Raw genomic sequence first — 25,355 nt, forward strand, 5'->3', positions numbered from 1 at the left:
TAACTCCTATGCTTTTAATTGTTCAATTCTTGCCTTCACACCATCATATTTTTCTTGATAATCTTGTTTTTTACGTTTTTCTTCATTTATAACCTTTTCAGGTGCTTTACTTACAAAGTTTTCATTAGAGAGCTTTTTATCTACTCTATCTAATTCGCTTTGAAGTTTAGCTAATTCTTTTTCCAAACGGCTGATTTCCTTATCCATATCAATTAGCCCTTCTAATGGTAATACCACTTTACCTGCAATTACAACTGATGTCATTGCTTTCTCAGGAATTTCCACGTCAGTGCTAATATTTAAGGTACTAGGATTACAGAATTTGATTAAATAATCTTTGTTTTGTGATAAAGTTGTTTCAATTTCTTTATCTTTAGCTTGAATTAAAATAGGTATTTCTTTAGACAATGGCGTATTTACTTCTACACGTGATTGTCTTACAGATTTAATGATTTCAACAAGTTGTTGCATTGTTTGTTTACTTTCTTCAAAAATCAATGATTCACGCACTTCTGGCCATGAAGCTTTAACAATTGTGTCACCTTCATGTGGTAAACTTTGCCATATTTTCTCTGTTACAAATGGCATGAATGGATGTAGCATTCTCATAATATTGTCTAAAGTATAACTCAATACTGAACGTGTAACTTGTTTTTGTTCTTCATCATTACTATTCATTGGAATTTTACTCATTTCAATGTACCAATCACAGAAATCATCCCAAATGAAATTATATAATGCACGTCCAACTTCGCCGAATTCATATTTGTCACTTAAATCAGTAACTGTTGCAATCGTTTCATTTAAACGTGTTAGAATCCATTTATCTGCTAATGATAAGTTACCACTTAAATCGATATCTTCAACTTTAAAGTCTTCACCGATATTCATTAAACTGAAACGTGCCCCATTCCAGATTTTATTGATAAAGTTCCACACTGACTCAACTTTTTCAGTTGAGTATCTTAAATCATGTCCTGGAGATGAACCTGTTGCTAAGAAGTAACGCAAGCTATCAGCACCGTATTCGTCAATAACATCCATTGGATCCACACCATTACCTAATGATTTACTCATCTTACGCCCGTCTTCAGCACGAACTAAACCGTGTAATAATACATCATTAAATGGACGACGATCTGTAAATTCTAAGCCTTGGAATATCATGCGTGCTACCCAGAAAAAGATAATATCGTAACCTGTAACTAAGGCATTTGTTGGGTAGTATCGTTTAAAGTCTTCACTTTCTAAATCAGGCCAACCTAACGTAGAGAAAGGCCATAAAGCACTTGAGAACCACGTATCTAATACATCTTCATCTTGTTGCCAATTTTCAATATCAGTTGGCGCTTCTTCTCCAACATATATTTCGCCTGTTTCTTTATGATACCAAGCCGGAATTTGATGACCCCACCATAATTGTCTTGAAATCGTCCAATCTCTAATATTTTCCATCCATTGGTTAAATGTATGTTCGAAACGTTGCGGATAAAAATCAATACGATCATCTGTTTTTTGGTTATCTAATGAACGTTTCGCTAAGTCTTCCATGCGCACAAACCATTGTGTTGATAAATATGGTTCAACAACAGCGCCAGATCGTTCTGAATGACCTACAGAATGAACATGATCTTCAATCTTGATAACTAAATCTTGTTCTTTTAAATCTTTAACTAGCTGTTTACGACAATCAAAACGGTCCATACCTTCATATTTACCCGCTTTGTCGTTCATTTTACCATTTTCATCCATAACGATAATATTTTCTAATTGATGTCTTTGACCAATTTCAAAATCATTAGGGTCATGTGCTGGTGTCACTTTCATAGCACCAGAACCGAAGTCTATATCAACATACTCATCTGCTAAAATAGGCAGTTCGCGTCCTACGATTGGTAATATAACAGTTTTACCGATTACATCTTTGTATCGTTCGTCATTAGGGTTAACAACAATCGCTGTATCACCTAACATCGTTTCTGGTCTTGTTGTTGCAATTTCAATAAAACCTTCACCATCAGCGTAAGGATATTTAAAATGATAAAACGCACCTTGAACATCTTCATGTATTACTTCAATATCAGATAAAGCTGTACGTGCTTTAGGATCCCAATTTATAATACGTTCGCCACGATAAATAATTCCTTTATTGTATAAATCAACAAAAACTTTTTTAACTGCTTTACTTAAACCTTCATCTAAAGTAAAACGTTCTCTACTATAATCTAAACCTAGACCTAATTTAGCCCATTGCGCACGAATAAATGACGCATACTCTTCTTTCCAATCCCATGCCTGTTCTAAAAACTTTTCACGACCAAGATCATATCTAGTTATTCCTTGTTCATTTAATTTAGCTTCTACCTTTGCCTGTGTCGCAATACCAGCATGATCCATACCTGGTAAGTATAACGTATCGTATCCTTGCATACGTTTCATACGTGTAATGATATCTTGTAAAGTCGTATCCCATGCATGTCCTAAATGTAATTTACCAGTTACATTTGGTGGCGGGATAACAATTGTATATGTTTCTTTTGATTTATCTTCTGACGGTTTAAAATAACCATTCTTTACCCATTCTTCATAACGTCCCGCTTCAACTTCACGAGGATCATATTTTGGTTTCATTTCCATTTGCTATACCTCCTAAAAAAATAAAAATATCCATCCTATATACAAATAGGACGGATATTCCGTGGTACCACCTATATTCAAGAAGGATGATTAATATCAAATTCACTCTTTTAACATAATTGGAATAATCATACCAATACTATCATCGTGAAATTTGAAATGCTTCATCTCTTCAAGCACTCTAGATTATGATTAACGCTCAAACACGTCTTAGCCTACTATTAATCACGTTCAGCTAAGATACTCTGTGGGCTACCTTCAGTAAAAATCATTTACATACTCACACCAAATCATATGCTCTCTTTAAAATAATTTGAACTTACTCTTCCCAAATCCTATATTAAACTCTTAACTTATAGTATAATGATTGACAAAATAAGTCAATGTATAGGTGGGAATAAAATGAATGAATGCGCATTTGGTACTAAAGATCCAGTCTACTTAGACTATCATGATCATGTATGGGGACAACCGCTCTATGATAGCAAGGCATTGTTTAAACTTTTAGCATTAGAATCACAACATGCTGGGCTATCTTGGTTAACTATTTTAAAAAAGAAAGAAGCCTATGAAGAAGCATTTTATGATTTCGAACCAGAAAAGGTAGCACAAATGACCGCTCAAGATATCGACCGCTTAATGACTTTTCCAAATATCGTTCATCATCGTAAAAAATTAGAAGCAATTGTTAATCAAGCTCAAGGGTATTTAAAAATTGAACAAGCATATGGTAGTTTTAGTAAATTTTTATGGTCATATGTAAATGGTAAGCCTAAAGATTTGCAGTATGAACATGCTTCTGATCGTATCACAGTTGATGATACTGCAACACAACTATCTAAAGATTTAAAACAATACGGGTTTAAATTTTTAGGTCCAGTAACAGTATTTTCGTTTTTAGAAGCAGCCGGTTTATATGATGCACATTTACAAGATTGTCCATCAAAGCCTAAACATAATTAATTTGCTATAGCATCATAAAGTAAACGAGACATCATCTATTTTTAACTAATAGACTGTCTCGTTTTTTAATGTGAAAATTTATTCAAATCATAAGTTAAAGTTCCAAGTTAATGCTCTGCTAATATTAGATATCTTAATCTAAAAATAGATGTACAACCTTTGCTTAAACCTTAATAATGAATTCTATCCTAAGCATAATTCAACTTAGATGGATGATAGTTTCTAATCTTCACGCTTATTCGAACGATATTTTAAAAAGTAATTAATTCCTGGTGCAATAATAAATAGGATGAAAAAGATTCGGAAAATATGATAACTCGTAATCATAGCAACATCGGCACCAGTAGCTAATGCAACTAAAACTATCTGATTAACCCCTCCTGGTGCTGCACCAAGAAACAATTCATTAATAGGATTATTATCAAAGAAATGTATGATATAAACCATGATTAGCGCACCAATTATCAACATAATATTTTGAATTGTAATTGCGATTGCTAGTCTACCTTTTAAATCTGACAATAAATGCGCAATTTGAACTCCAATTCTAATCATATATATTAGTTGTGCCATGTTCAACAACCAATGATCTAGTGTAAATGTTAAACCTGTAGAAAAATTCCAAACAATTAATACAATGAGTGGTGCTAATAATTGAAATGTTGGAAACTTTATTTTAGACATAATTAGATAAACTATAAAGATAGCTATCGCTAAAATAACTATTTGCCCTATGTTTAATACTTGTGATAAAGGCAAGACTTTTGTTAACTTTCCATTCGCATGCATGTTACCATCATGAAAAAAATATGAAATGAACGGTACTAAAACAACAACAAATATAATTCGTGATGTTTGCGTTAAGCTAACAACTAACAAATTAGCACGTTTGTCTTGTTCAGCCATGACCAGCATTTGTGTTAGTGCTCCTGGTATAACACTTAAAATAGCTGTTTCTGTATTAATACGTGCAATTTTTTTAAAAACAAATGCCATTACTATTGCAATTAATAATATCGAAATAGATACAACAATAATCGAAAGCCAATTGTTTTTAATATCCATAACGACATTTTTCGTAAACGTTGATCCGATTTGCACACCTAATAGTACAATACCTAATTCACTAAGTAAGAATGGCCATTTAATATCAAGTTTGAAAACTTTTACACAAATGATTGATGCGATAATAGGACCAAACATAAATGGAAGTAATACGTGCGATGAATACAGTAGAATACTAATAAAAAATGATAAAACGAACACAATGAAATTATTTCTATATATCATTGCCATGTTTTCCACTTCTTTCAATAAAAAATAAAATGACTAAATTGCTGCTTGAGCTTCACGTTTGTTAAGATAACAATATCCGCTAGCAGTTTTGACTACAAAGCATATATGGACTTTCACTATCAAGTCGCCGCCCATGCCTTATATACATTTAAAAAGAGCCTGAACAAAGTTCAGGCTCTCAATTTGTCCGTATATTTATTTTACAATACGACTTAAAGCCGTATCAAATGCTTGAATCGTTTTTTCAATATCTTCTTTCGTGTGTGCCGTAGATAAGAATGTACCTTCAAATTGAGATGGTGGTAAAAACACACCTTCTTTTGCCATTTCTCGATACATTTCTGCAAATAATTTCAAATCACTTTTATTCGCTTGTTCAAAATTAGTTACAGGTCCTTCATTTAAGAAATAACCAATCATTGAACCTGCTCTATTTACAGTTATTGGTACATTGTGTTTAGCAAATACACGTTTTAAACCGTCTTCAAGTATATCGCCTAACATATTAAAATACTCATATGTCTCTGGCGTTAATTGGCTTAACGTTTCATAACCACTTGTCATTGCAAGAGGATTTCCTGATAACGTACCCGCTTGATAAATATTTCCTAATGGTGCTATATGATCCATGATTTCTTTTTTACCACCAAATGCACCTACAGGTAGTCCTCCACCGATAACTTTTCCTAAGCAAGTTAAATCTGGTGTCACACCAAAGTAACCTTGTGCACAATGATAACCGACTCTGAAACCAGTCATTACTTCATCGAAAATTAGCAATGCGCCGTATTCAGTCGTAATATCTCTTAATCCCTGTAAAAAACCTTCAATCGGCGGTACGACACCCATATTACCAGCAACAGGTTCTACGATTACACCAGCAATATCGTTTCCAAATTTTTCGAAAGCGATTTTAAGTGCATCTAAATCATTGTATGGAACTGTAATTGTATTTTTAGCAATACCTTCAGGCACACCAGGAGAATCCGGCAATCCTAATGTTGCCACCCCAGAACCAGCTTTGATTAATAACGAATCACTATGACCATGATAGCAACCTTCAAATTTCACAATTTTATTTCTGCCAGTATAACCACGTGCTAATCTTAAAGTATCCAATGTAGCTTCTGTACCAGATGACACCATACGCACTTTTTCTATTGAAGGTACTCGGTCAATAACGAGCTGCGCCAATTTATTTTCAAGTAATGTTGATGCACCAAAACTTGTACCTTTATCAATTGCTTCATGTAAATGACTAATAACTTGAGGGTCTCTATGTCCTAAAATAAGTGGTCCCCAACTTAGTACATAGTCGATATACTCGTTACCATCGATATCATAAATTTTTGAACCTTTACCGTGATCCATAAAAATTGCTGGTGTATCTACTGATTTAAATGCGCGTACTGGACTATTTACACCACCAGGCATTAAAGTTTCAGCAACCTTCATTGCTTCTTCTGATTTCGTATATCTCATAAAGTAAATTCCTCCTACAGTTTATGGAAAATCATAAATATAAAACCTTATTTATCTAAATAGCGACAAATGTCCTTTGCAAAATACGTAATAATCATATCAGCACCTGCACGTTTCATTGAAACCATTTGTTCCATAACGACACGTTCTTCATCTATCCAACCATTTTGTGCCGCTGCTTTAGTCATACTATATTCTCCACTCACATTATATGCAACAACTGGAACATTCGTATGATTTTTAACATCTCGAACTATATCTAAATAACTTAGAGCAGGTTTAACAATCATCATGTCGCACCCTTCTTTAAGATCACTTTCTAATTCACGAAGTGCTTCCAAACGGTTAGCAGGGTCCATCTGATACGTTTTTCTATCCCCAAATGATGGCGCTGAATCTGCTGCATCTCTAAAAGGTCCAAAGAAACTTGATGCATACTTGACACCATAACTCATTATAGGAATATTGTAATAGCCGGCTTCATCTAATCCACGACGAATTTCAGCAACAAAACCATCCATCATATTACTTGGCGCAATAATATCAGCACCAGCTTCCACTTGAGAAATTGCTGTTTTAACAAGTAGTGGCAATGATTTATCATTGTCAACGTCATGTGTATGGTCATCAATCACGCCACAATGACCATGATCAGTATATTCACATAAACAAGTGTCTGCAACAATTAATAAGTCATCATACATTTTTTTAGCAATACGTGTTGCCTGTTGAATAACACCATCGTGAATGTATGCACCAGTACCTATATCATCTTTTGAGTTTGGAACACCGAAAAACATAATGGCACGTATGCCTAAGTCATAAGCTTCTTTTAATTCACTTTCAAGTAAATTCAAACTGATTTGGTATACACCTGGCAATGACTTAATTTCTTTTTTCACATCGTCTTTTTCAACTACAAAAATTGGATATATTAAATCTTCTTTTCTTACATGATTCTCTCTAACCATATCTCTCATTGTCGCTGATGATCTCAATCTTCTATGTCTATCAAATTTCATTTTTAGCCCCTACTTTCTAAAATCTTTTCAATTAGTGATTCGAGTGTTTGAATTTCTGCAATTGTTACTGGTTGTTGATATGATTTAATGGTCCGTGCTGTTTGTTCTCCAATAGCAAAATACGACTTGAATTTTGGTACAAATCCTTCATTAAAATAATAACGTACTGCCGACGAACTTGAAAATGTTAATGCATCGATTTGTTGATGTTCTATCATTTCTTTAACATCTTGTATATTTTGTTTGTTAGGCACTGAAGTATATAAATCTATTTTAACAACTTCATTATCTTTAGATAACGCTGCTAATAACAATGGTCTCGCCAATTCACTCGAAGGCAAAAGTATTTTTTGGTTAGTTTGATTAAATGATTTTAAAAATCCTTCTTGAGAAAAGTCGTTTGGCATAAAATCAACTCGAATGCCAAGTGATTCACAATATTGCGCTGTCTTACTTCCTATCACAGCAATGTTATCAACATTAATTCCTTTTAGATATTTATAAAAGAATTTCACAGCATTTTTAGATGAAAAAATAAGCCAGTCATAGCGTTGATTTAACAAATGAATATCAAAATTTAGTGGCTTTATATCAATAAAGGGTTTGTGAATAATTGATACTAAATCACTTTGCATGTCATTTGTTTGTGTCATAACTACAACTGGCTTCATATTTAAACGTCACTCCATTATTTAATGTTGTTCATTTAAGCGTTTTATAATTTCATAAGCACCTTGCTCTTTTAATTTGTTACTCACTGTTTTGCCTAACTCAACCGGATCTGTTCCGTTCATTGTATATTCAAATCGTTCTTTACCATCTGGGGTCATAATTAAACCTGTAAATTCGATTTCGTTTTGATCTGAGATTGTAGCATATCCTGCAATTGGCACCTGACAACTACCATCCATTTCTGCTAAAAACGTTCGTTCAGCAGTCACACATTTTGCAACCTCATCATTATGTACTTTGCTTAATAATGTTAATAGTTCTTCATCGTCACTACGACATTCTATCCCTAAAGCACCTTGTCCGATTGCAGGTAACAATGTATCTCTATCAAGATAAGATGTTACAATATCATCTGACCAGCCCATTCTTCTTAAACCAGCTGCAGCTAAAATAATCGCATCATAATCTTCAGTTTGTAACTTTTCTAATCGTGTATCTATATTACCTCTAATCCATTTAATCTCTAAATTAGGATACTTAGATAATATTTGTGCACCACGACGTAATGAACTAGTACCAATAATACTGCCTTCTGGCAATTGGGATAGTGGTGTATGTGTTTTAGAAATATACGCATCAAAAGGTAATTCTCTATCAGGGATACAACCTAATGTTAAACCTTCCGGAATTACACTTGGTACGTCTTTAAGCGAGTGTATTGCCATATCGATATTTTTTTCAAAAAGTTCATGTTGTATTTCTTTAACAAATAAGCCTTTGCCTCCGACTTTAGACAATTGTTTATCTACTATACGATCGCCTTTCGTGACAATTTCTTTAATTTCAATTTCTAGATTTGGCTCGACAGCTTTTAATTTATCAATAAATTGCTGGCTTTGTGTTAAAGCTAATTTACTTCTTCTGGAGCCAACGACTAATTTACGCATGTTCAATTCCTCCTAGGAACGGATTGCTCTAGATTATTTTCTCAATTCACAAAATGTGTTGCAAAAAATAAATTAATCATATTTAAGCAAAATAAAATAATGTTATAGTATATTAAATATCTTGAATTCAACCATTTGTTGATTCTAAGTAAAATATAACTTCCATATAATACTGTAATAATTGAAGAGAGTATTACCTTCGGGTCAATGAATATACGTTCACCAACTGAAATTACACCCCACTGTGTACCTAAAATAATACTAAATATGAGAATTATCCACCCACTTAACGTTGAGTAAAACACAATTGATTCAAGTGTAGCAACGCTACCAATTCTAAAGTATTTTTGATCAAAACGTTTTTCCTTCAAATTACGGTATTGCATGATATACAGTAATGCATTGACAAAAGCTAAGGCAAAGAAGACATAACTTAACACAGCTAGACCGATATGGACTAACAGTAACTCGTCTACAACAGCAATTTTCTGAACCTTATTAGTATAATGTGTCGGTTGAAATGTATTCATCCCTAAAAGTGTTAACCCTATTAAATTCAAGAAAAACACAGAGAAATTCAAAACTTTGATAAGGTTAAGAATTAAAGAGATTGAAATAATCAGCCAACTTAAAGTATAGAATACATCTGAAATAGACCCTAATGGAATATGTCTAGTTTGTATAATAAAAATAGATAAAGAGATTGTTTGTAAAACCCAAACAATCCCCAATAAATATATGCCTAAACTTCTAATCTTATGACTTTTTTGTACAAAATCATAAAAATAGCAAATGATACTGATTAAGTATATTAATAATATAATTTCATTGAATCGAATAAACAGGTTTTCTTGCATATTATCACCATATTAATATGCTTATTCAAAACTAAAGATACGTCGCGCTGAAATTTCCTTGACCTTGCTTTCTTTTTGTTGCTTCGCTTGCTCATGAGGACATTCAGCTTCGATATCAAATATATTTTGAAATAGCTCTAATTTTTCATTACTTTTCTTATCACTACTTAATTCTTTGGCCTGTTTAATAGGATCTTTCAACATTTGATTGATGATACTTTTTGTATGTTTAGATATAATTTTACGTTCTCTTTCGCTTAACCCTGGCAATTTACGATCAATACTGTCCATCGTTTCTGCTTGAATTGCCATAGCTTTTTCACGTAAAGCTCTAATCACTGGAACAACACCCAACATACTAATCCACTCATTGTGTGCATGTATTTCTGTAGGAATTTGTTCCGAAATTGTTGCAGCCGCTAATTGTCGCTCACGTAAGTTTGCATCAACTAAACCTTTTAAGTCATCAACATCATAATTAAAGATGTTTGTGATGGCACTAATACCAGGTTCAATATCTCGAGGAACTGCAATATCAATCAATACTAGTGAATCTTGCTTTCTATTTTCTGCAATTCTTTCTATCATTTCATTTGTAATGATATAAGATTGTGCACTCGTTGAACTAATCACAATATCTGCACTTTCAAGTAAATTTGGTAATGATGATAGTTCATCATATTTCACTTGATGCTTTGCTGCTAATTTCATAGCATTTTCAATTGTTCTATTTACTACTGTAATATCAGTAATTCCAGAACCAAGAAGATTTAATAGTGATAATTCACTCATTTCCCCTGCACCAATAATGATAGCTTGCTTACTTTTCAATTTGCCAAATACTTTTTTCGCCAACTCGACCGCAGCATAAGACACACTTACAGCATTATCAGCTATATCTGTTTCATTATGTGCTCTTTTTGCAAAAGTAATTGCCTGTTTAAATAGATGATTAAAAATTGTTCCTGTCGTACCTGTGCTTTGCGCTAAGAAAAATGCATCTCTTATTTGACCTAAAATTTGAGTTTCTCCAAGTACGATTGAATCTAAACCAGAAGTGACACGCAATAAATGTTCTACTGCTTCGTCCCCCACTTTTACTTCTGACATTGCTTTAATATCATCTACTTCAAATCCAAATGCACGAGCTAGAAATCGTTGAATATAGTAACGACCTGTGTGAATTTGATCAACAACAGCATATACTTCAGTTCGATTACATGTTGATAATATGACATTTTCTAAAATAGATTTAGTTTCATATAAATCTTCATGGGCAATTCGTAAGGCATCATCTCTAAAAGTAACTTGCTCTCTTAGTGCAACATCAGCTGTGCGATGATTTATACTAATTGCAATAAAATGCATTTGAAACGCCCCCATATATACTAACAATACAAATATTATAACATAATTTAAAATCCAATTAAGTACGATGCTTAAATAAATTATAATCTTTCTAATTTACTTTTGAGTTTTTGACAAAATGATGAACGTTGAAAAATGTTATCAATTGTGTACTAATTAAAAGTTTCGTGCTTACATTATTTTTAAAATTTTTGTATAAGTTTTGACGTACAAAAACTATGAAATATACGGTTCAATTAAATTCCATATTTGTTGTTGTTTATTATTTTGAATTGATGAATAACTTACAATTGTATCGTCTGGGTCCATATCTAATTGTGTCTTAATATTTTTAATATGCTTTTGAACCTTACCTTTTGGAATTTTGTCTTCTTTAGTGCATATAACTAAAGTAGGAATATCAAAATGTTTCAAATAATTGTACATTAAGATATCATCTTGTGTTGGATCATGTCTTAAATCAACTAATTGAATAACTAATTGCAAATTCTCTCTCTTAGTTATATATTCCTCAATCATTTTCCCAAATTTTTCACGTTGTGTTTTACTTACTTTAGCATATCCATACCCTGGAACATCCACAAAAATAAGTTGTTCATCTATATTATAAAAATTTAACGTTTGCGTTTTGCCGGGTTGCTGTGATGTACGTGCCATATTTTTTCTGCCAATCATACTATTGATAAATGTAGACTTACCTACATTAGATCGACCGCTCAGTGCAACTTCAGACAATTCTGTTTCTGGATATTGTTCTTCTTTTACTGCACTAATGATTAATTCTATATTATTAGGATTAACTTTCATTTTATATCCTCACTTTTTTATATTCTCTTTCAATTCTACCATTATATAATATTTGAACCTTTCGGTATACATTATAAAAAAGCTCCGATCAAAGTTAAACTATTTGAGCGTCAACTTTGATTGGAGCTTTTCACTTTTATAACACATCAATGATTAAGCTGATGTTTTACTATTATTAATTAAATTGCCTTCTGCGTCGTATAGTTCTGGTTCAGTTTCTTCATTAATTGTTTGTGCTGTAATAACTACCTTCGTTACATTTTCGTTAGAAGGCACATCAAACATAATATCGATTAACGATTCTTCTATGATTGAACGTAAACCACGCGCACCTGTTTTTCTTTCAATTGCTTTTTCACTAATTGCTGATAAAGCTTCTTCAGTGAACTCTAAATCCACATCATCTAATTCCAGCATTTTAGTATATTGTTTCACAAGTGCATTTTTAGGTTGCGTTAAGATGTTTTTCAACGCAGTTACATCTAATGTTTCTAAATTAGCTACAATTGGCACACGTCCGATAAATTCAGGAATCAAACCATAGGCTTGCAAATCTTCTGGGCGAATTTGTGCTAATAATGCTTGTTCGTCATATTTATCAGCTTCATTGCTTGAGAAACCAATAACTTTTTCACCAAGACGGCGCTTAATCACTTCTTCAATACCATCAAAGGCACCACCAAGAATAAATAAGATATTTGTTGTATCAATTTGAATCATTTCTTGGTTTGGATGTTTGCGTCCACCTTGTGGCGGAACACTTGCAGTCGTACCTTCTAAGATTTTAAGCAATGCTTGTTGAACACCTTCACCTGAAACGTCACGTGTTATAGATGTGTTTTCAGATTTACGTGCAATTTTATCAATTTCATCTACATAAATAATACCTTTTTCGGCTTTATCAATGTCAAAGTCAGCTGCTTGAATTAATCTCAACAAGATATTTTCAACATCATCGCCTACATAACCAGCTTCAGTTAAACTTGTCGCATCTGCAATTGCAAATGGTACATTCAACGTCTTGGCTAAGGTTTGAGCTAATAATGTTTTACCACTACCTGTTGGCCCAATTAATGCAATGTTACTTTTTTGTAATTCAACATCATCTTCTTTTGGTCCTAATTGTTGAATACGCTTATAGTGGTTATAAACAGCTACAGCTAAAGATTTTTTAGCTTTTTCTTGACCAATAACATATTCGTTTAAATGATCCATAATTTCTTTAGGAGTAGGTAATTCTGTCATCGCTTCAGAAGTGTTTTGAGCTAATTCTTCTTCGACGATTTCTGAGCATAATTCAATACACTCATTACAAATATATACACCACTTCCTGCTACAAGTTTTTTTACTTGATCTTGGTCTTTTCCGCAGAAAGAGCATTTCAAATTTTCTTCATCTTCATTGAATTTAAACATTCTTTTTACACCCCTATTCGTTAAAGACTATACTAGATTGGATGTTACAATGCAACATATTAACATACAAACTTTTTGCTTAAAGAATAGTAGCAGATACATAAGCTATGCATCTGCTACTCATTTTTGTAATTTAATATTTAATGAAGATTAATCTTCTTTAGTTCCTTCAACGAACTTTGCGTTATCTCTTAATAAATCGATAACTTTTTGGATACGAACATCATTTTTAATGATATCAGTATTACCTAAAGTATTTTTGATATCTTCAACTGAGATATTAAATTGTTTACTCATTTTTTCTAATTCTTTATCGATATCTTCATCAGTAGCTTCGATTTTTTCAGCTTCAGCGATCGCAGTTAAAGTTAAGTTAGTTTTAACACGTTGTTCTGCATCGTCTTTCATTTGCTCTCTTAATTGAGTTTCATCTTGACCTGAGATTTGGAAGTACGTTTGTAAATCTAAACCTTGTTGTTGAATTCTTTGTGCAAATTCAGACACCATACGATCTAATTCAGTATTAACCATTGCTTCAGGAATATCGATTGTTGTATTATCAGTAGCTTTTGTAATCGCTTCTTCTTTTTCAACATTTTCAGCATCTGTAGCTTTTTGTTCAGCTAAACGTTTACGTAAGTTTTCTTTGTACTCGTCTACTGTATTTGCTTCTGCATCTAATTCATTAGCAATTTCATCTGTTAATTCTGGGACTTCTTTAAATTTAATTTCGTTAACTTTTGTTTTGAAAGTTGCTTCTTTACCGGCTAATTCTTCAGCATGGTATTCTTCTGGGAATGTTACGACAACATCTTTTTCTTCGTCAACTTTCATACCTTCTAATTGCTCTTCGAAACCAGGTATGAATGAACCTGAACCGATTTCTAAATCGTAACCTTCAGCTTGTCCACCTTCGAATTCTTCTCCGTCAACTGAACCACTAAAGTCGATGTTAACTGTGTCGCCATTTTCAACAACACCATCTTCTTTAACGACCATTTCAGCTAAATGTCCTAAGCTGTGGTCAATCGCTTCTTGTAACTCATCATCAGATAATTCAGTTTCTTGTTTTTCAATTTCAAGACCTTTATAGTCTCCTAATTTAACTTCTGGCTCAACTGTAACTGTTGCTTCAAAAATGAAATCTTTACCTTTTTCAATTTGAGTAACACTTACTTCTGGTTGTGCAACTGGTTTAATATCAGTTTCGTCAATTGCTTCACCATAAGCATCTGGTAATAAAATGTCGATAGCATCTTGATATAATGCTTCTACACCAAAGCGTTGTTCAAAAATTGGACGTGGCACTTTACCTTTACGGAATCCAGGTACGTTAATTTGTTTAACCACTTTTTTGAATGCTTGATCTAACGCTTTGTTTACTTTTTCTGCAGGAACAGTAACAGTTAATAAACCTTCGTTACCTTCCTTTTTTTCCCAAGTTGCTGTCATGTATATATACCTCCATGATTAACTAATTTATTTTTTCAACTTCCCTATTATATCATACGTCTATTCCCTATACAAACATTGAAATCACAACGTTTATATATTTGTAAATCAACTTTTTTCGTCAAAACTATATTAAAATGCTGAGTATTATTTTGCAACAATTTAACTATTATTATTCAAATCTAATTGCTGAATAAAATTAAATGCATCGATACTTTGTAATTCACATTTAAGTCCTAACATATTTTTGAAATAACATTCGTATGCATTAATCCATTTATTCGTTTCAAACAAAGTTTCAATATCAATTGGATAAATCATGATAGAGTGATTATTCATAATATGGTGTGCTTCTTCAGCGATATGTAAAGCACCATCATTTAATGTTTCCATAACGTTAGGTATAACTTTTTCTTTAAGTGTTGTATGTTCTAGCCCTTTTAAATTAGCTGGTACAAAAGTTACATCCATACCATACTTTTCAATTGTCAGTTCTTGTGTACAATTTGCGAACCTTAAATACTCAATCATTAAACTAATGAGGTTATAACTGTACGTATTAGATTTTAATATATATAATACCGTTTCTTGAAATTGAAAATGACCATTGTCTATTAACTTCAAAATCAAGTGCGTCTGTTCCCTCATTGATAACGTATCAAAATCAGCTAATGACTGAGTCAATCGTTTTTCATCTTCAATTAATTTTGACTTAGCAAATTCTTTAAGAGGATGTAATGCCATTCTTGTTTTGTGATCTTTGACTTCATCAATAATTTGATGAATTACTTCTACCGCTTCAAAATATTGTCCCAAACCAATCAAACTTTTCACGTAATAAATCATCAATGCATCATATTGTTGTATGCCAGTTTTCAATAAGACAATTGTTTCTTCTCTTAATTCAAGAAATGACCCCGTCTCATATAACATACGGCATTTCATCATTGCTATTTCTTCAGTGAGTTCAAATTGACGTTCATATTGCACAATATATTCATACATCAGGTCATAGTTTTGGTCTTGTTCAGCACGTTTTATATCTTTATATAACTTTTTCGAAGAGTTAGGAAACTGAATAATATCTGACATATATGTCACCTCGTTTGATTATAAATCTTGAAGGATTAATGCACTCCACGTTTCGAAATCATCATATGACTCTATGTTGCCTTTTTCAACCCATTTTATTCGTAAAGTATCTGTTTCTTTAGCTTCTACATCATTCGTACTTACAGTGATTTTAAATACAACACCAATATGTACCTTGCCCACTTCATTATTATCGTCATTAATAAAACCGATATATTCCATATTTTGTGAATCTTGCTCACTTAAACCTACTTCTTCTTCTAATTCTCTCTGTGCATTAACTCTCAATACTTCGTTAATAGATTCTGCTCCTGGAACATCATTCATATGACCGCCTACACCTATTGAAGATTGTCCATGCAATCGAGCTTCTCCACCGCCAGATAATCGTTCATACACTAATATCTCGCCATGCTCATTTTCAAGTAAACAATAAGAAATGAGTTGTTTATATGATGGATCCTCTTCCATATCGCCGCGTCGCTTAACTTCATATTGACTTAGCGCATCAAAAATATTTTGACCTTCTGGTTTATTCTTATTTAAAAACCCATTGAAAGTATTCTTTTCATTATTAAAAATAATTTCTCTAGGTACTACAATGATTTGTTCATCAAATTTAGACATCGTATAAAACTCCTCACTTTAATGTTTGTTCTCTTAAATGCATTTTAGCAAATATGTCATATTTTAGCGATTAAATGTGGCATTTTGCTATTTAAAAAATAAAAAAGAGATGACAATGCCATCTCTTTTTTATAAGTGTTATTATTTTAAAGCATCTTTAGCTTTAGTTACTAATTGAGCAAATGCTTTTTCGTCAGAAATTGCGATTTCTGATAACATTTTACGGTTAATGTCGATACCAGCTTTTTTCAAACCGTTCATTAAACGTGAGTAGCTCATTTCATGTTGACGAGCTGCTGCGTTGATACGTGTAATCCATAATTTACGGAAGTCACGTTTACGTTGACGACGGTCACGGAAAGCATATTGACCTGATTTCATTACTTGTTGCTTAGCTACTTTGTATAATGTATGTTTTGAACCGAAGTAACCTTTAGCTAATTTAATCGTTTTTTTACGACGCGCTCTTGTTACTGTTCCACCTTTAACTCGTGGCATAAAAAATTCCTCCTTAGGTAATTCCTACCGATTTCTGTATTTGTTCTTATTTTTTGTATGCTAATAATTGTTTTACACGTTTCATATCGCTCTTAGACACTAATCTAGCTTTACGTAATTGACGTTTTTGTTTAGTGCTCTTGTTTGCGAATAAGTGAGATGTGAAAGCTCTTGAACGTTTTAATTGACCTGAAGCAGTTCTTTTAACACGTTTAGCTGCTCCGCGGTGAGTTTTCATTTTTGGCATAATATAAGTCCTCCTGTAATAGCTTTAATTATTTTTCAGCTGTTGGCGCTAACATGATAAACATTTGACGCCCGTCCATTTTAGGTTTTTGTTCAACTGTTGCTATATCTTTGCATTCATCTGCATATTTTTCTAGCACACGTTGACCAATTTCCTTATGCGTAATGGCACGCCCTCTGAAACGAATAGATACTTTACATTTATCGCCTTTAGTTAAGAATTTACGTCCGTTTTTCAACTTCGTTTGGAAATCATGTTCCTCAATTGTTGGACTTAAACGAATTTCTTTAACATTGATAATTTTTTGTTTCTTTTTCATTTCTTTTTCTTTTTTCTGTTGTTCGAATTTGAATTTACCGTAATCCATAATTCTTGCAACTGGTGGTTTCGCATTCGGTGCAACGACCACTAAGTCTAAATCTACACGTTCAGCCATTTCTAAAGCTTCACGCTTTGATTTAACACCAATTTGTTCACCATCTTGACCGATTAAACGTAATTCTTTTGCACGAATTTTGTCATTGATTTGAGTTTGATCTTTTGCTATGGTTGACACCTCCAAAATTTTTACGAAATTTGCACCAAGCAAAAAGGAAGAGCAGGTATAAAATACCCGCTCTTCCTTATACACAGTTATGTGTAATGTGATTAACCTGCCAACTGCTTTATGCGTCGCTACAGGTGAGAAGCGGGTGCTTCTACTTGGTTCGTTTCGTATTCAACGTTATTAATCATATCAACAATTCACATTTAAGTCAACACTATAACTGTAATTATTTTTATTTTAACCTTTTATTTCATCCATTGACACGTCTTGACGTAAATCTACTTGTTCTAATGGAATTTTTTTCGTTTTATATCGAAGCTTATGATAAATAAAGAATGCTAAAAATACTGGAATTCCCATATACGTAATTAAGAAGCGACTAAAATTAAAATCTCCTGTTTTAATAAAGTCAACATCTTGACCAATAATTACTACAATACATAAAAAGCCAGCAAATAATGGTCCGAATGGGAATAATTTAGCAGTATATTTTAATTTAGATTTGTCATAATTTTGTTTATCAAATGCTCTTCTAAATCGATAATGACTTACTGCTATACCTACCCAAGCAATAAAACCAGTTAAACCACTTGCTGCAACGATATATTCGTATGCACCTTTTGTAAGGCTTTGTAATACGAAAATTATCACTACAATGATTGCTGTAACGAGTAACGACATATATGGCACACCGTTTTTATTTGTTTTACCAAATGCTTCAAACGCTAATTTATCTTTACTCATTGAATATAGCATTCGAGTTGAAGCATACATACCTGAGTTACCTGCTGATAACACAGACGTTAAAATGACTGCATTCATAAATGATGCTGCAAACGCAAATCCAGCATTTTTAAACACTAATGTGAATGGAGACGTTGCTACATTATCACTACCCCCCATTAATGCACTACTATCATAAGGAATTAACATACCGATAACAAAAATGGCTAAAATGTAAAATAATAAAATTCTCCAGAATACTTGTTTAATTGCTTTCGGCACAGCACGTTCAGGATTTTCTGATTCACCAGCCGTAATACCAATTAACTCAGTACCTTGGAATGAGAAACCAGCGATTAAGAATACACCTAGAATTGATAACAAACTTCCTCCTAAGTTGCCACCAAGAATTGGACCTTCACCTTTATTAAATATTTCGAATCCTACAACATGACCACCCATGATTCCGACAATCGTTAATAAACCAATTGCAATGAAAACAATAACTGTAACCACTTTTATCAATGCCAACCAGTATTCACTTTCACCATAGACGCGAACTGATAACGAATTCAGACTAAAAATTATAACTAAGAACAACGCACTCCATGCCCAAGCGGGTATGCCTTGCAATGGTGTCCAATATTGAATGACTTGTGCTGCAATCGTAATATCTGCTGCTACAGTCACTACCCAGTTAAACCAATAGTTCCAACCAAGCGCAAACCCTAAAGATGGATCAACAAATCTTGTAGCATATGTACTAAATGAACCTGATACTGGCAAATACGTAGCCATTTCGCCAAGTGACGTCATTAAGAAAAATACCATTATTCCGATAATTGCGTATCCTATTAATGCACCCAAAGCACCTGCATCATGAATTGCTCCACCAGAAGTTACAAATAAACCTGTACCAATACAACCCCCAATCGCAATCATAGAAATATGACGATCTTTAAGTCCCCTTTTGACAACATTGTTACTTTCATTTTGAACTTTTGACATATAAGCTCCCTTTCCATGTTTTAGAGGCCAAGAAATAAATAACCTTTATTCACTTTCATACCCTTTTTTACAGAACATAGTGATATTAAAAGTAAAAAAGTGGCTACATACCTTTAAGATATGCAACCACTTTGGCAATTATCTATATAAGGTAGCACATCACATTCTGTGACAGTACAGTTCCTATTCGAAAACTGTCCCAATAGATATAATTTATGGTTTATATCTATTTCGGCATCTTTACCTTTCACTTGTTCAACTTATGTACCATAAATACTTCTGACAAGTTACTAATTAAACATGCAACCTCTAACTCAATTTAATATTTTAACTAACTTGTAATATACAGGATTCATCACGCATAATCAACCCTGTAAAACTTGATACGCAATAAAAGTTTTAAAGCATTTTATTGCGACAACTGTCTATCTATGTTTTTTCAAACGAATTTCATCAACTAGATTCCAGATAAATTCATCTTTTTCAACTGTTTCTTGGTCTTGCGATCCATATTGACGCACATTCACTTGATTATTTTCAACTTCCTTATCCCCAACTACGATTTGATAAGGTATTTTTTGCATTTGAGCTTCTCTGATTTTATAACCCATTTTTTCATTACGGTCATCAATACTTACACGAACGCCTTGAGATTTCAATTCATCTTGTAATTGGCGCGCATAATCATAATGTAAATCAACGTTAACTGGAATGATTTGAACTTGTTTTGGCGCTAACCAAGTTGGGAATGCACCTTTAGTTTCTTCAGTTAAAAATGCTACAAATCGTTCCATTGTTGATACAACACCACGATGAATAACAACTGGACGATGATGTTCACCATCTTGACCAATATAAGTTAAATCAAAACGTTCTGGTAATAAGAAATCAAGTTGTGCTGTTGATAATGTCTCTTCTTTACCCATCGCTGTTTTAACTTGAACATCTAGTTTCGGACCATAGAATGCCGCTTCACCAATCGCTTCTTCGTACGATAAGCCAAGCTCATCCGCTGCCTCTTTAAGCATATTTTCAGCTTTATTCCACATATCATCATCATCAAAGTACTTTTCTTTATCTTCAGGGTCTCTATAACTTAATCTAAAGCTATAATCCTCGAAACCAAAGTCTTTATACACATCAATAATCATGTTTACAACGCGTTTGAATTCTTCTTTAATTTGATCAGGTCGAACAAAGATATGTGAATCATTTAAAGTCATACCACGAACACGTTGTAATCCTGATACAGCACCACTTGCTTCATATCTATGCATCGTTCCTAGCTCAGCGATACGGATAGGTAATTCACGATATGAATGTGGTTTATTCGCATAAATCATCATATGATGTGGACAGTTCATTGGACGTAATACCATAGATTCAGTTTCATCTAACTGCATTGGTGGGAACATATCTTCTTGATAGTGATCCCAGTGACCAGATGTTTTGTATAAATCAACATTAGCAAGTACTGGTGTATAAACGTGGTCATATCCCATGCTAACTTCTTTATCAACAATGTAACGTTCAATTTCACGTCTAATTGTTGCACCGTTAGGTAACCATAATGGCAAACCAGCACCAACTAATTGGCTATTTGTGAATAGTTCTAACTCTTTACCAATTTTACGATGATCACGTTCTTTACGCTCTTCTAACATTTGTAAATGTGCTTTCAATTCTTTTTTATCAAAGAAAGCAGTACCGTATATACGTTGTAACATTTTGTTGTTACTATCTCCACGCCAGTATGCACCTGCTGTAGATAATAGTTTAAACTCTTTAATTTTAGCTGTTGATGGAACGTGAACTCCACGACATAAATCAGTAAAATCACCTTGACTATATAATGTTACATTTTCATCTTCAGGAATCGCGTCGATTAATTCTAATTTGTATTCATCATTGCTGAATAACTCTTTCACTTCATCTCGTGAAACCACTTTTCGTTCGATTTTCATATTTTCGTTAACGATTTGTTTCATTGTTTTTTCAATTTGTTCAAAGTCATCAGATGAGATGTTTTGGTCAATGTCGAAGTCATAGTAGAATCCACCTTCTATTACAGGACCTACACCAAATTTAACATTACCATATAACCTTTTAATCGCGTGTGCCATTAAATGTGCAGTAGAATGACGTAATACCTCTAACGCTTCTTCACTACCTGGTGTCACAATTTCAATTGATCCATCAGTTTCAAGCGGTTTAGTTAAATCTACAAGTTGCCCGTTAAATTTGCCGGCAACAGCTTTTTTACGTAATCCAGGACTAATTGATTGTGCTATATCTTCAGTAGTAGTACCTTTATCAAACGCCTTTTTATTACCATCTGGAAATTGAATATTAATTTGTTCCATGTTAAACCCTCCTATTTGCTTTATAAATACTTTTATCTGACCTCGTTAAAAAATTGAACAACAATCATCGTTTTAACATTAAACCTATTAACAATAAACAGGGAATTTATGACACCAACAAACATTTATGTCTGAAAAAAACAAAAAATCCCGCCCCTATACAAGGGACGAGATCGTCGTGGTACCACCCTAGTTATCTAATACAATTTATGTATTAAATATCTCTGCTTAAGATAACGGTCTTGATCCGGGTATTCATTACAAATACCATAAATGAAGTAGTAATCATCTAATTTATTAACCATATTCTCATCAAACAATGGCTTTCTGTGTAATATTGATTAGATCATCTTGTCTTCAATCATTTAAACGATTTAGATTTGTATTCATTATACACCAATCATTTTAAAATTCAATTGTTTCTGAAATTTTCTCCTGATAAAAAGTATGGTGTTGACAAAGATTTGACACGTTCAATAATACGTGCTGCTTTAGTCTTCTCTTCACCATCACGAGTCATCGCTAAATGATGTTCCAATTCACTATAGTCAAAATTAGAACTAAAGAATGTTGGTAATTCATGAACCATTCGATAATGTAGCAAAGGTCCAATTACCTCATCTCTCACCCATGGAGTCACTTCTTCAGCCCCAATATCATCAAGCATTAAAATGTTTGCTTCTCTTACGCGATGTAATTTCTTTTCAAAAGAACCATCTTTAAAGCCACCTTTTAATGTTCTAATAAATTCCGGTAAATAAATAATTGTCGAACGTACCTTCTTAGATTTGAGCTGATTCGCAATTGCACCTAGAATAAAAGATTTACCTGTCCCAAATGGACCATAAAGGTAAAGGCCTTTCACTTGTTCCCCATTAGTTATTGCTGTACAAATATCATCTGCTGCCATAGCTACATCAAGACGGTCTCGATGATTCATATAAATATCTTTCAATTTGGCATTTAAAGTATCTCGTTGCATATGATGAGATGTAATTAGCTCAGCTTCAAAGCGTTCTTCGTCGTACTTGATTTTACATGGGCATTGTAAATAGCGTATTTTAATTCGGTTATTATCAACATATAACTCAGGCACATGCCCCTTTACGAAATTTGGACAATCAGCAAATTTATGACCGTCATAATGTTTTTGTTGATCTTTATACTCTTGTAACACATTTAAGTCTTCATCAATCATAGCATTCGTTAATTCAGCTCGATGCGCTTCCAAAAATTGCTTAACATCTGGGTCATTGATTACTTCTTTTTTTATCTTTTCTATTCTTTTTTCAAAGTCCTGCGACGTGTTAATTATACTTTTAAATTGCTTCATTATTGACTGTCCTCCTCCCATTTTTTAGATAATTTATCTAGAAATGCTTGTCGATCTTGCTCTAATTGTTGATCATCTACGCTATTATCTTTAGCCGAATCTTCTTCACTAGGTTTATCTCTATTTTCTAACCATTTAGGTGTTTTTTCTTTTGAAATACGATTACGCTGCCCATAGTATGAACCACGCTTTTGGTAATTTCCGCTAGAACCCTCATTTTTAGGTTGATTAACTTTTTTAGCGTAATTATATGCTTCTTTAGCTGTCTTAATACCTTTTTTCTTCCAATTTGATGCTATTTCCAAAATATACGCTTTAGGAAGTTTCATATCTTCTTTTAACATGACAAATTGCAACAAAATATTAATGACGCCAAAAGACATTTTTTCACGTTCAATTAATTCTTCAACCATTGTCTTTTGCGATATAGTTGGTTCTGATTCAGACCAAGAAGCTAACATATCAATTGGACTCGTTTGTTCAAGTAACTCAAACCATTCATCACTTTGTGGCTTTGGATTCACTTCTGAAGATTTGCCCGCCGAAGATGATGTAGCAGGAGATTTCACCTGTAATTTAGGCATTTGATTTTCGTGTTCCATTAAGTAATACGAGCGTGCTTGTTTACGCATTTCTTCAAAGGATAACTGTTGTCCACTTGTAATTGAATTTAAAATAACATGCTTCATGCCATCTGCTGTTAAACCATATAAAGTCGCGAGTTGTGTAATTAAACGCTTTGCATCTTTGGTAACAATGTCTTGACTAATAAAATGTTTACCTAACATTTGTCTCAACATTTCAAAGTCAAAAGATTCATTTGATAAATCGATACCTTGGTACGGTTCATTAATCGGAATATCACTTGTATCGATATCTATTTTTGTAGACGGCACTTTAAAAACATCAGTAAATTGTCTTGTTACCTGTTTAAATTCACTCAAATCAATTTGTTGATACTCAAAGTATTTCTTCAACTCATGAAATCGACGATGCTCGACTTCACTATATAAAAAGATTGACAACATTGGATCATTAAAAAATAAATGTGCTGAAGGCGGTTGAATTAATTGGTAAACAAATTGTGTTTCTTGTTCATCATGTTTGACAAACGCCTTTAACAATCCAATCGCTTCAAGTAAGTCCATTTGTTGTCTAAACTCTAGTAAATTAATTTTAAGTTCATTCATAAAAATATAATGAGAAAGAATCAATGTTTCATTATGACTTTCTTTAACGAATTGAGTCATAAAATGATATAAACCCACTGCTTGCGTTCCAATTAGCGGTGTATACAGTCGATTCAATACCTCTAAATGATTCGTATTTAAATCAAAGTGTTGCATAACTTTGAATTGATCCTTTGGTCTTAAGCCGAATTCGAAGGCTTGTCGTCCCATTTAAGCATCACTCCGTTTGTTTTCGCTTAAAATCCCTTGCATCGATGCTAACAATTGATCAACATCTTTAAATTCTTTATAGACTGATGCAAATCTAACATATGAAACTTGATCAACATGCATTAACAAGTTCATAACGTGTTCACCTATATCTCGTGAAGACACTTCCGTATGACCTTCATCTCGTAATTGCCATTCAACCTTGTTAGTTATGTCTTCAAGTTGTTGATATCTAACTGGTCGTTTCTCACAAGAACGCACAAGTCCATTAAGTATCTTTTCTCTTGAAAACTGCTCTCTTGTGCCATCTTTTTTCACAACTATAAGCTGACTAACTTCGATATGTTCAAATGTAGTGAAACGTGTTCCACAATTTTCACATTCTCTTCGTCTTCGAATGGCATTTAATTCATCGGCATGCCTTGAATCTACAACTTTAGATTGTGTAGAATTACATTTCGGGCATTTCATTACATCACCCTCTTTATTTTGATTATGCCTAATTATACTATAAATCTAGAGATGAAAAAAGAATCCCTCAATTTAATTCATTTAACCAAATAATGAAACAATAAAAAACATTATATCGTTACTTATT

The 25,355-nt window shown here is 33.0% G+C and carries 25 protein-coding genes, 1 riboswitch and 2 other annotated features; of the genes, 1 reads left to right on the top strand and 24 read right to left on the bottom strand.

Translation table 11 applies throughout. The features are described from left to right. Positions 1–6: 6 nt before the first annotated feature. A complete protein-coding gene (locus AA076_RS08415; RefSeq protein ID WP_000425353.1) occupies positions 7–2,637 on the bottom strand; it encodes a valine--tRNA ligase in 2,631 nt (876 codons plus the stop codon). Between the two features lie 43 nt (positions 2,638–2,680). Beyond that, positions 2,681–2,982 (bottom strand) — a binding site (T-box leader). A 57-nt stretch (positions 2,983–3,039) separates the two neighbouring features. Here AA076_RS08415 and AA076_RS08420 point away from each other — a divergent pair. Continuing rightward, a complete protein-coding gene (locus tag AA076_RS08420; protein ID WP_001001228.1) occupies positions 3,040–3,600 on the top strand; it encodes a DNA-3-methyladenine glycosylase I in 561 nt (186 codons plus the stop codon). 222 nt (positions 3,601–3,822) lie between these two features. On the opposite strand, the gene AA076_RS08425 is transcribed toward AA076_RS08420, so the two are convergent. The 23 genes from AA076_RS08425 to nrdR form a co-directional block, all read right to left on the bottom strand. Next, complete coding sequence (locus AA076_RS08425) at positions 3,823–4,896, bottom strand: AbrB family transcriptional regulator (protein WP_001240848.1); 1,074 nt, start codon at positions 4,894–4,896, stop codon at positions 3,823–3,825. A 33-nt stretch (positions 4,897–4,929) separates the two neighbouring features. Beyond that, a complete protein-coding gene (locus AA076_RS15085) occupies positions 4,930–5,031 on the bottom strand; it encodes a hypothetical protein (RefSeq protein WP_001788970.1) in 102 nt (33 codons plus the stop codon). Positions 5,032–5,091: 60 nt separating this feature from the next. Continuing rightward, complete coding sequence (hemL, locus tag AA076_RS08435; protein ID WP_001270868.1) at positions 5,092–6,378, bottom strand: glutamate-1-semialdehyde 2,1-aminomutase; 1,287 nt, start codon at positions 6,376–6,378, stop codon at positions 5,092–5,094. Positions 6,379–6,425: 47 nt separating this feature from the next. Next, positions 6,426–7,400: a porphobilinogen synthase gene (gene hemB, locus AA076_RS08440; protein ID WP_000667126.1), complete on the bottom strand. Its 975-nt coding sequence runs from the start codon at positions 7,398–7,400 to the stop codon at positions 6,426–6,428. 2 nt (positions 7,401–7,402) lie between these two features. After that, positions 7,403–8,071, bottom strand: coding sequence for a uroporphyrinogen-III synthase (locus AA076_RS08445; RefSeq protein WP_000805950.1), 669 nt, complete (start codon positions 8,069–8,071; stop codon positions 7,403–7,405). Between the two features lie 21 nt (positions 8,072–8,092). Beyond that, positions 8,093–9,019: a hydroxymethylbilane synthase gene (gene hemC / locus AA076_RS08450; RefSeq protein WP_001230228.1), complete on the bottom strand. Its 927-nt coding sequence runs from the start codon at positions 9,017–9,019 to the stop codon at positions 8,093–8,095. Between the two features lie 41 nt (positions 9,020–9,060). Further along, entirely contained in the window at positions 9,061–9,876 is an 816-nt protein-coding gene (ccsA, locus tag AA076_RS08455; RefSeq protein WP_001157329.1) for a cytochrome c biogenesis protein, read from the bottom strand. A gap of 21 nt (positions 9,877–9,897) precedes the next feature. Next, the gene (hemA, locus tag AA076_RS08460) at positions 9,898–11,244 is read right to left on the bottom strand and encodes a glutamyl-tRNA reductase (RefSeq protein ID WP_000545467.1); all 1,347 of its coding nucleotides are present in this window, start codon (positions 11,242–11,244) and stop codon (positions 9,898–9,900) included. 216 nt (positions 11,245–11,460) lie between these two features. Beyond that, positions 11,461–12,051 (bottom strand): ribosome biogenesis GTP-binding protein YihA/YsxC, encoded by a 591-nt coding sequence (gene yihA, locus AA076_RS08465; protein WP_000867697.1) that lies wholly within the window; start codon positions 12,049–12,051, stop codon positions 11,461–11,463. Between the two features lie 153 nt (positions 12,052–12,204). Beyond that, positions 12,205–13,467 carry an ATP-dependent Clp protease ATP-binding subunit ClpX gene (gene clpX / locus AA076_RS08470; protein ID WP_000472302.1) on the bottom strand — a complete coding sequence of 421 codons (1,263 nt, stop codon included), beginning with the start codon at positions 13,465–13,467 and terminating at the stop codon, positions 12,205–12,207. Between the two features lie 150 nt (positions 13,468–13,617). Then, entirely contained in the window at positions 13,618–14,919 is a 1,302-nt protein-coding gene (gene tig / locus AA076_RS08475) for a trigger factor (RefSeq protein WP_000127573.1), read from the bottom strand. 47 nt (positions 14,920–14,966) lie between these two features. After that, a complete protein-coding gene (locus tag AA076_RS15090) occupies positions 14,967–15,077 on the bottom strand; it encodes a hypothetical protein (protein ID WP_011447025.1) in 111 nt (36 codons plus the stop codon). Between the two features lie 4 nt (positions 15,078–15,081). Beyond that, entirely contained in the window at positions 15,082–16,011 is a 930-nt protein-coding gene (locus tag AA076_RS08485) for a hypothetical protein (RefSeq protein WP_001280018.1), read from the bottom strand. 18 nt (positions 16,012–16,029) lie between these two features. After that, complete coding sequence (locus AA076_RS08490; protein WP_000032657.1) at positions 16,030–16,638, bottom strand: NUDIX domain-containing protein; 609 nt, start codon at positions 16,636–16,638, stop codon at positions 16,030–16,032. Between the two features lie 141 nt (positions 16,639–16,779). Beyond that, positions 16,780–17,136 (bottom strand): 50S ribosomal protein L20, encoded by a 357-nt coding sequence (gene rplT / locus AA076_RS08500; protein ID WP_001138360.1) that lies wholly within the window; start codon positions 17,134–17,136, stop codon positions 16,780–16,782. Positions 17,137–17,182: 46 nt separating this feature from the next. Further along, complete coding sequence (rpmI, locus tag AA076_RS08505) at positions 17,183–17,383, bottom strand: 50S ribosomal protein L35 (RefSeq protein ID WP_001125540.1); 201 nt, start codon at positions 17,381–17,383, stop codon at positions 17,183–17,185. A gap of 28 nt (positions 17,384–17,411) precedes the next feature. Then, the gene (gene infC, locus AA076_RS08510; protein WP_001791162.1) at positions 17,412–17,939 is read right to left on the bottom strand and encodes a translation initiation factor IF-3; all 528 of its coding nucleotides are present in this window, start codon (positions 17,937–17,939) and stop codon (positions 17,412–17,414) included. A 28-nt stretch (positions 17,940–17,967) separates the two neighbouring features. Beyond that, positions 17,968–18,093: a sequence feature (ribosomal protein L20 leader region), on the bottom strand. Positions 18,094–18,167: 74 nt separating this feature from the next. Then, positions 18,168–19,661, bottom strand: a complete 1,494-nt coding sequence (locus AA076_RS08515; protein ID WP_000049154.1) for an amino acid permease — start codon at positions 19,659–19,661, stop codon at positions 18,168–18,170. Between the two features lie 144 nt (positions 19,662–19,805). After that, positions 19,806–19,981, bottom strand: a riboswitch (Lysine riboswitch). A 105-nt stretch (positions 19,982–20,086) separates the two neighbouring features. Next, positions 20,087–22,024 carry a threonine--tRNA ligase gene (gene thrS / locus AA076_RS08520; RefSeq protein WP_000435140.1) on the bottom strand — a complete coding sequence of 646 codons (1,938 nt, stop codon included), beginning with the start codon at positions 22,022–22,024 and terminating at the stop codon, positions 20,087–20,089. 197 nt (positions 22,025–22,221) lie between these two features. Then, a complete protein-coding gene (locus AA076_RS15100) occupies positions 22,222–22,344 on the bottom strand; it encodes a hypothetical protein (protein ID WP_001790562.1) in 123 nt (40 codons plus the stop codon). 92 nt (positions 22,345–22,436) lie between these two features. Next, the gene (gene dnaI / locus AA076_RS08530; RefSeq protein WP_000808621.1) at positions 22,437–23,357 is read right to left on the bottom strand and encodes a primosomal protein DnaI; all 921 of its coding nucleotides are present in this window, start codon (positions 23,355–23,357) and stop codon (positions 22,437–22,439) included. After that, complete coding sequence (locus AA076_RS08535) at positions 23,357–24,757, bottom strand: replicative helicase loading/DNA remodeling protein DnaB (RefSeq protein ID WP_000533485.1); 1,401 nt, start codon at positions 24,755–24,757, stop codon at positions 23,357–23,359. The genes dnaI and AA076_RS08535 overlap by 1 nt, the downstream gene beginning before the upstream one ends. Then, a complete protein-coding gene (gene nrdR, locus AA076_RS08540; RefSeq protein WP_000650082.1) occupies positions 24,758–25,228 on the bottom strand; it encodes a transcriptional regulator NrdR in 471 nt (156 codons plus the stop codon). Between the last annotated feature and the right edge of the window lie 127 nt (positions 25,229–25,355).

The organism is Staphylococcus aureus (assembly GCF_001027105.1).
Lineage (GTDB): Bacteria > Bacillota > Bacilli > Staphylococcales > Staphylococcaceae > Staphylococcus > Staphylococcus aureus.

Coding starts and splice junctions, on each gene's coding strand:
- AA076_RS08415 (WP_000425353.1), bottom strand. CDS start 2,637: ATGGAAATGAAACCAAAATATGATCCTCGTGAAGTTGAAGCGGGACGT.
- AA076_RS08420 (WP_001001228.1), top strand. CDS start 3,040: ATGAATGAATGCGCATTTGGTACTAAAGATCCAGTCTACTTAGACTAT.
- AA076_RS08425 (WP_001240848.1), bottom strand. CDS start 4,896: ATGGCAATGATATATAGAAATAATTTCATTGTGTTCGTTTTATCATTT.
- AA076_RS15085 (WP_001788970.1), bottom strand. CDS start 5,031: ATGGGCGGCGACTTGATAGTGAAAGTCCATATATGCTTTGTAGTCAAA.
- hemL (WP_001270868.1), bottom strand. CDS start 6,378: ATGAGATATACGAAATCAGAAGAAGCAATGAAGGTTGCTGAAACTTTA.
- hemB (WP_000667126.1), bottom strand. CDS start 7,400: ATGAAATTTGATAGACATAGAAGATTGAGATCATCAGCGACAATGAGA.
- AA076_RS08445 (WP_000805950.1), bottom strand. CDS start 8,071: ATGAAGCCAGTTGTAGTTATGACACAAACAAATGACATGCAAAGTGAT.
- hemC (WP_001230228.1), bottom strand. CDS start 9,019: ATGCGTAAATTAGTCGTTGGCTCCAGAAGAAGTAAATTAGCTTTAACA.
- ccsA (WP_001157329.1), bottom strand. CDS start 9,876: ATGCAAGAAAACCTGTTTATTCGATTCAATGAAATTATATTATTAATA.
- hemA (WP_000545467.1), bottom strand. CDS start 11,244: ATGCATTTTATTGCAATTAGTATAAATCATCGCACAGCTGATGTTGCA.
- yihA (WP_000867697.1), bottom strand. CDS start 12,051: ATGAAAGTTAATCCTAATAATATAGAATTAATCATTAGTGCAGTAAAA.
- clpX (WP_000472302.1), bottom strand. CDS start 13,467: ATGTTTAAATTCAATGAAGATGAAGAAAATTTGAAATGCTCTTTCTGC.
- tig (WP_000127573.1), bottom strand. CDS start 14,919: ATGACAGCAACTTGGGAAAAAAAGGAAGGTAACGAAGGTTTATTAACT.
- AA076_RS08485 (WP_001280018.1), bottom strand. CDS start 16,011: ATGTCAGATATTATTCAGTTTCCTAACTCTTCGAAAAAGTTATATAAA.
- AA076_RS08490 (WP_000032657.1), bottom strand. CDS start 16,638: ATGTCTAAATTTGATGAACAAATCATTGTAGTACCTAGAGAAATTATT.
- rplT (WP_001138360.1), bottom strand. CDS start 17,136: ATGCCACGAGTTAAAGGTGGAACAGTAACAAGAGCGCGTCGTAAAAAA.
- rpmI (WP_001125540.1), bottom strand. CDS start 17,383: ATGCCAAAAATGAAAACTCACCGCGGAGCAGCTAAACGTGTTAAAAGA.
- AA076_RS08515 (WP_000049154.1), bottom strand. CDS start 19,661: ATGTCAAAAGTTCAAAATGAAAGTAACAATGTTGTCAAAAGGGGACTT.
- thrS (WP_000435140.1), bottom strand. CDS start 22,024: ATGGAACAAATTAATATTCAATTTCCAGATGGTAATAAAAAGGCGTTT.
- dnaI (WP_000808621.1), bottom strand. CDS start 23,357: ATGAAGCAATTTAAAAGTATAATTAACACGTCGCAGGACTTTGAAAAA.
- AA076_RS08535 (WP_000533485.1), bottom strand. CDS start 24,757: ATGGGACGACAAGCCTTCGAATTCGGCTTAAGACCAAAGGATCAATTC.
- nrdR (WP_000650082.1), bottom strand. CDS start 25,228: ATGAAATGCCCGAAATGTAATTCTACACAATCTAAAGTTGTAGATTCA.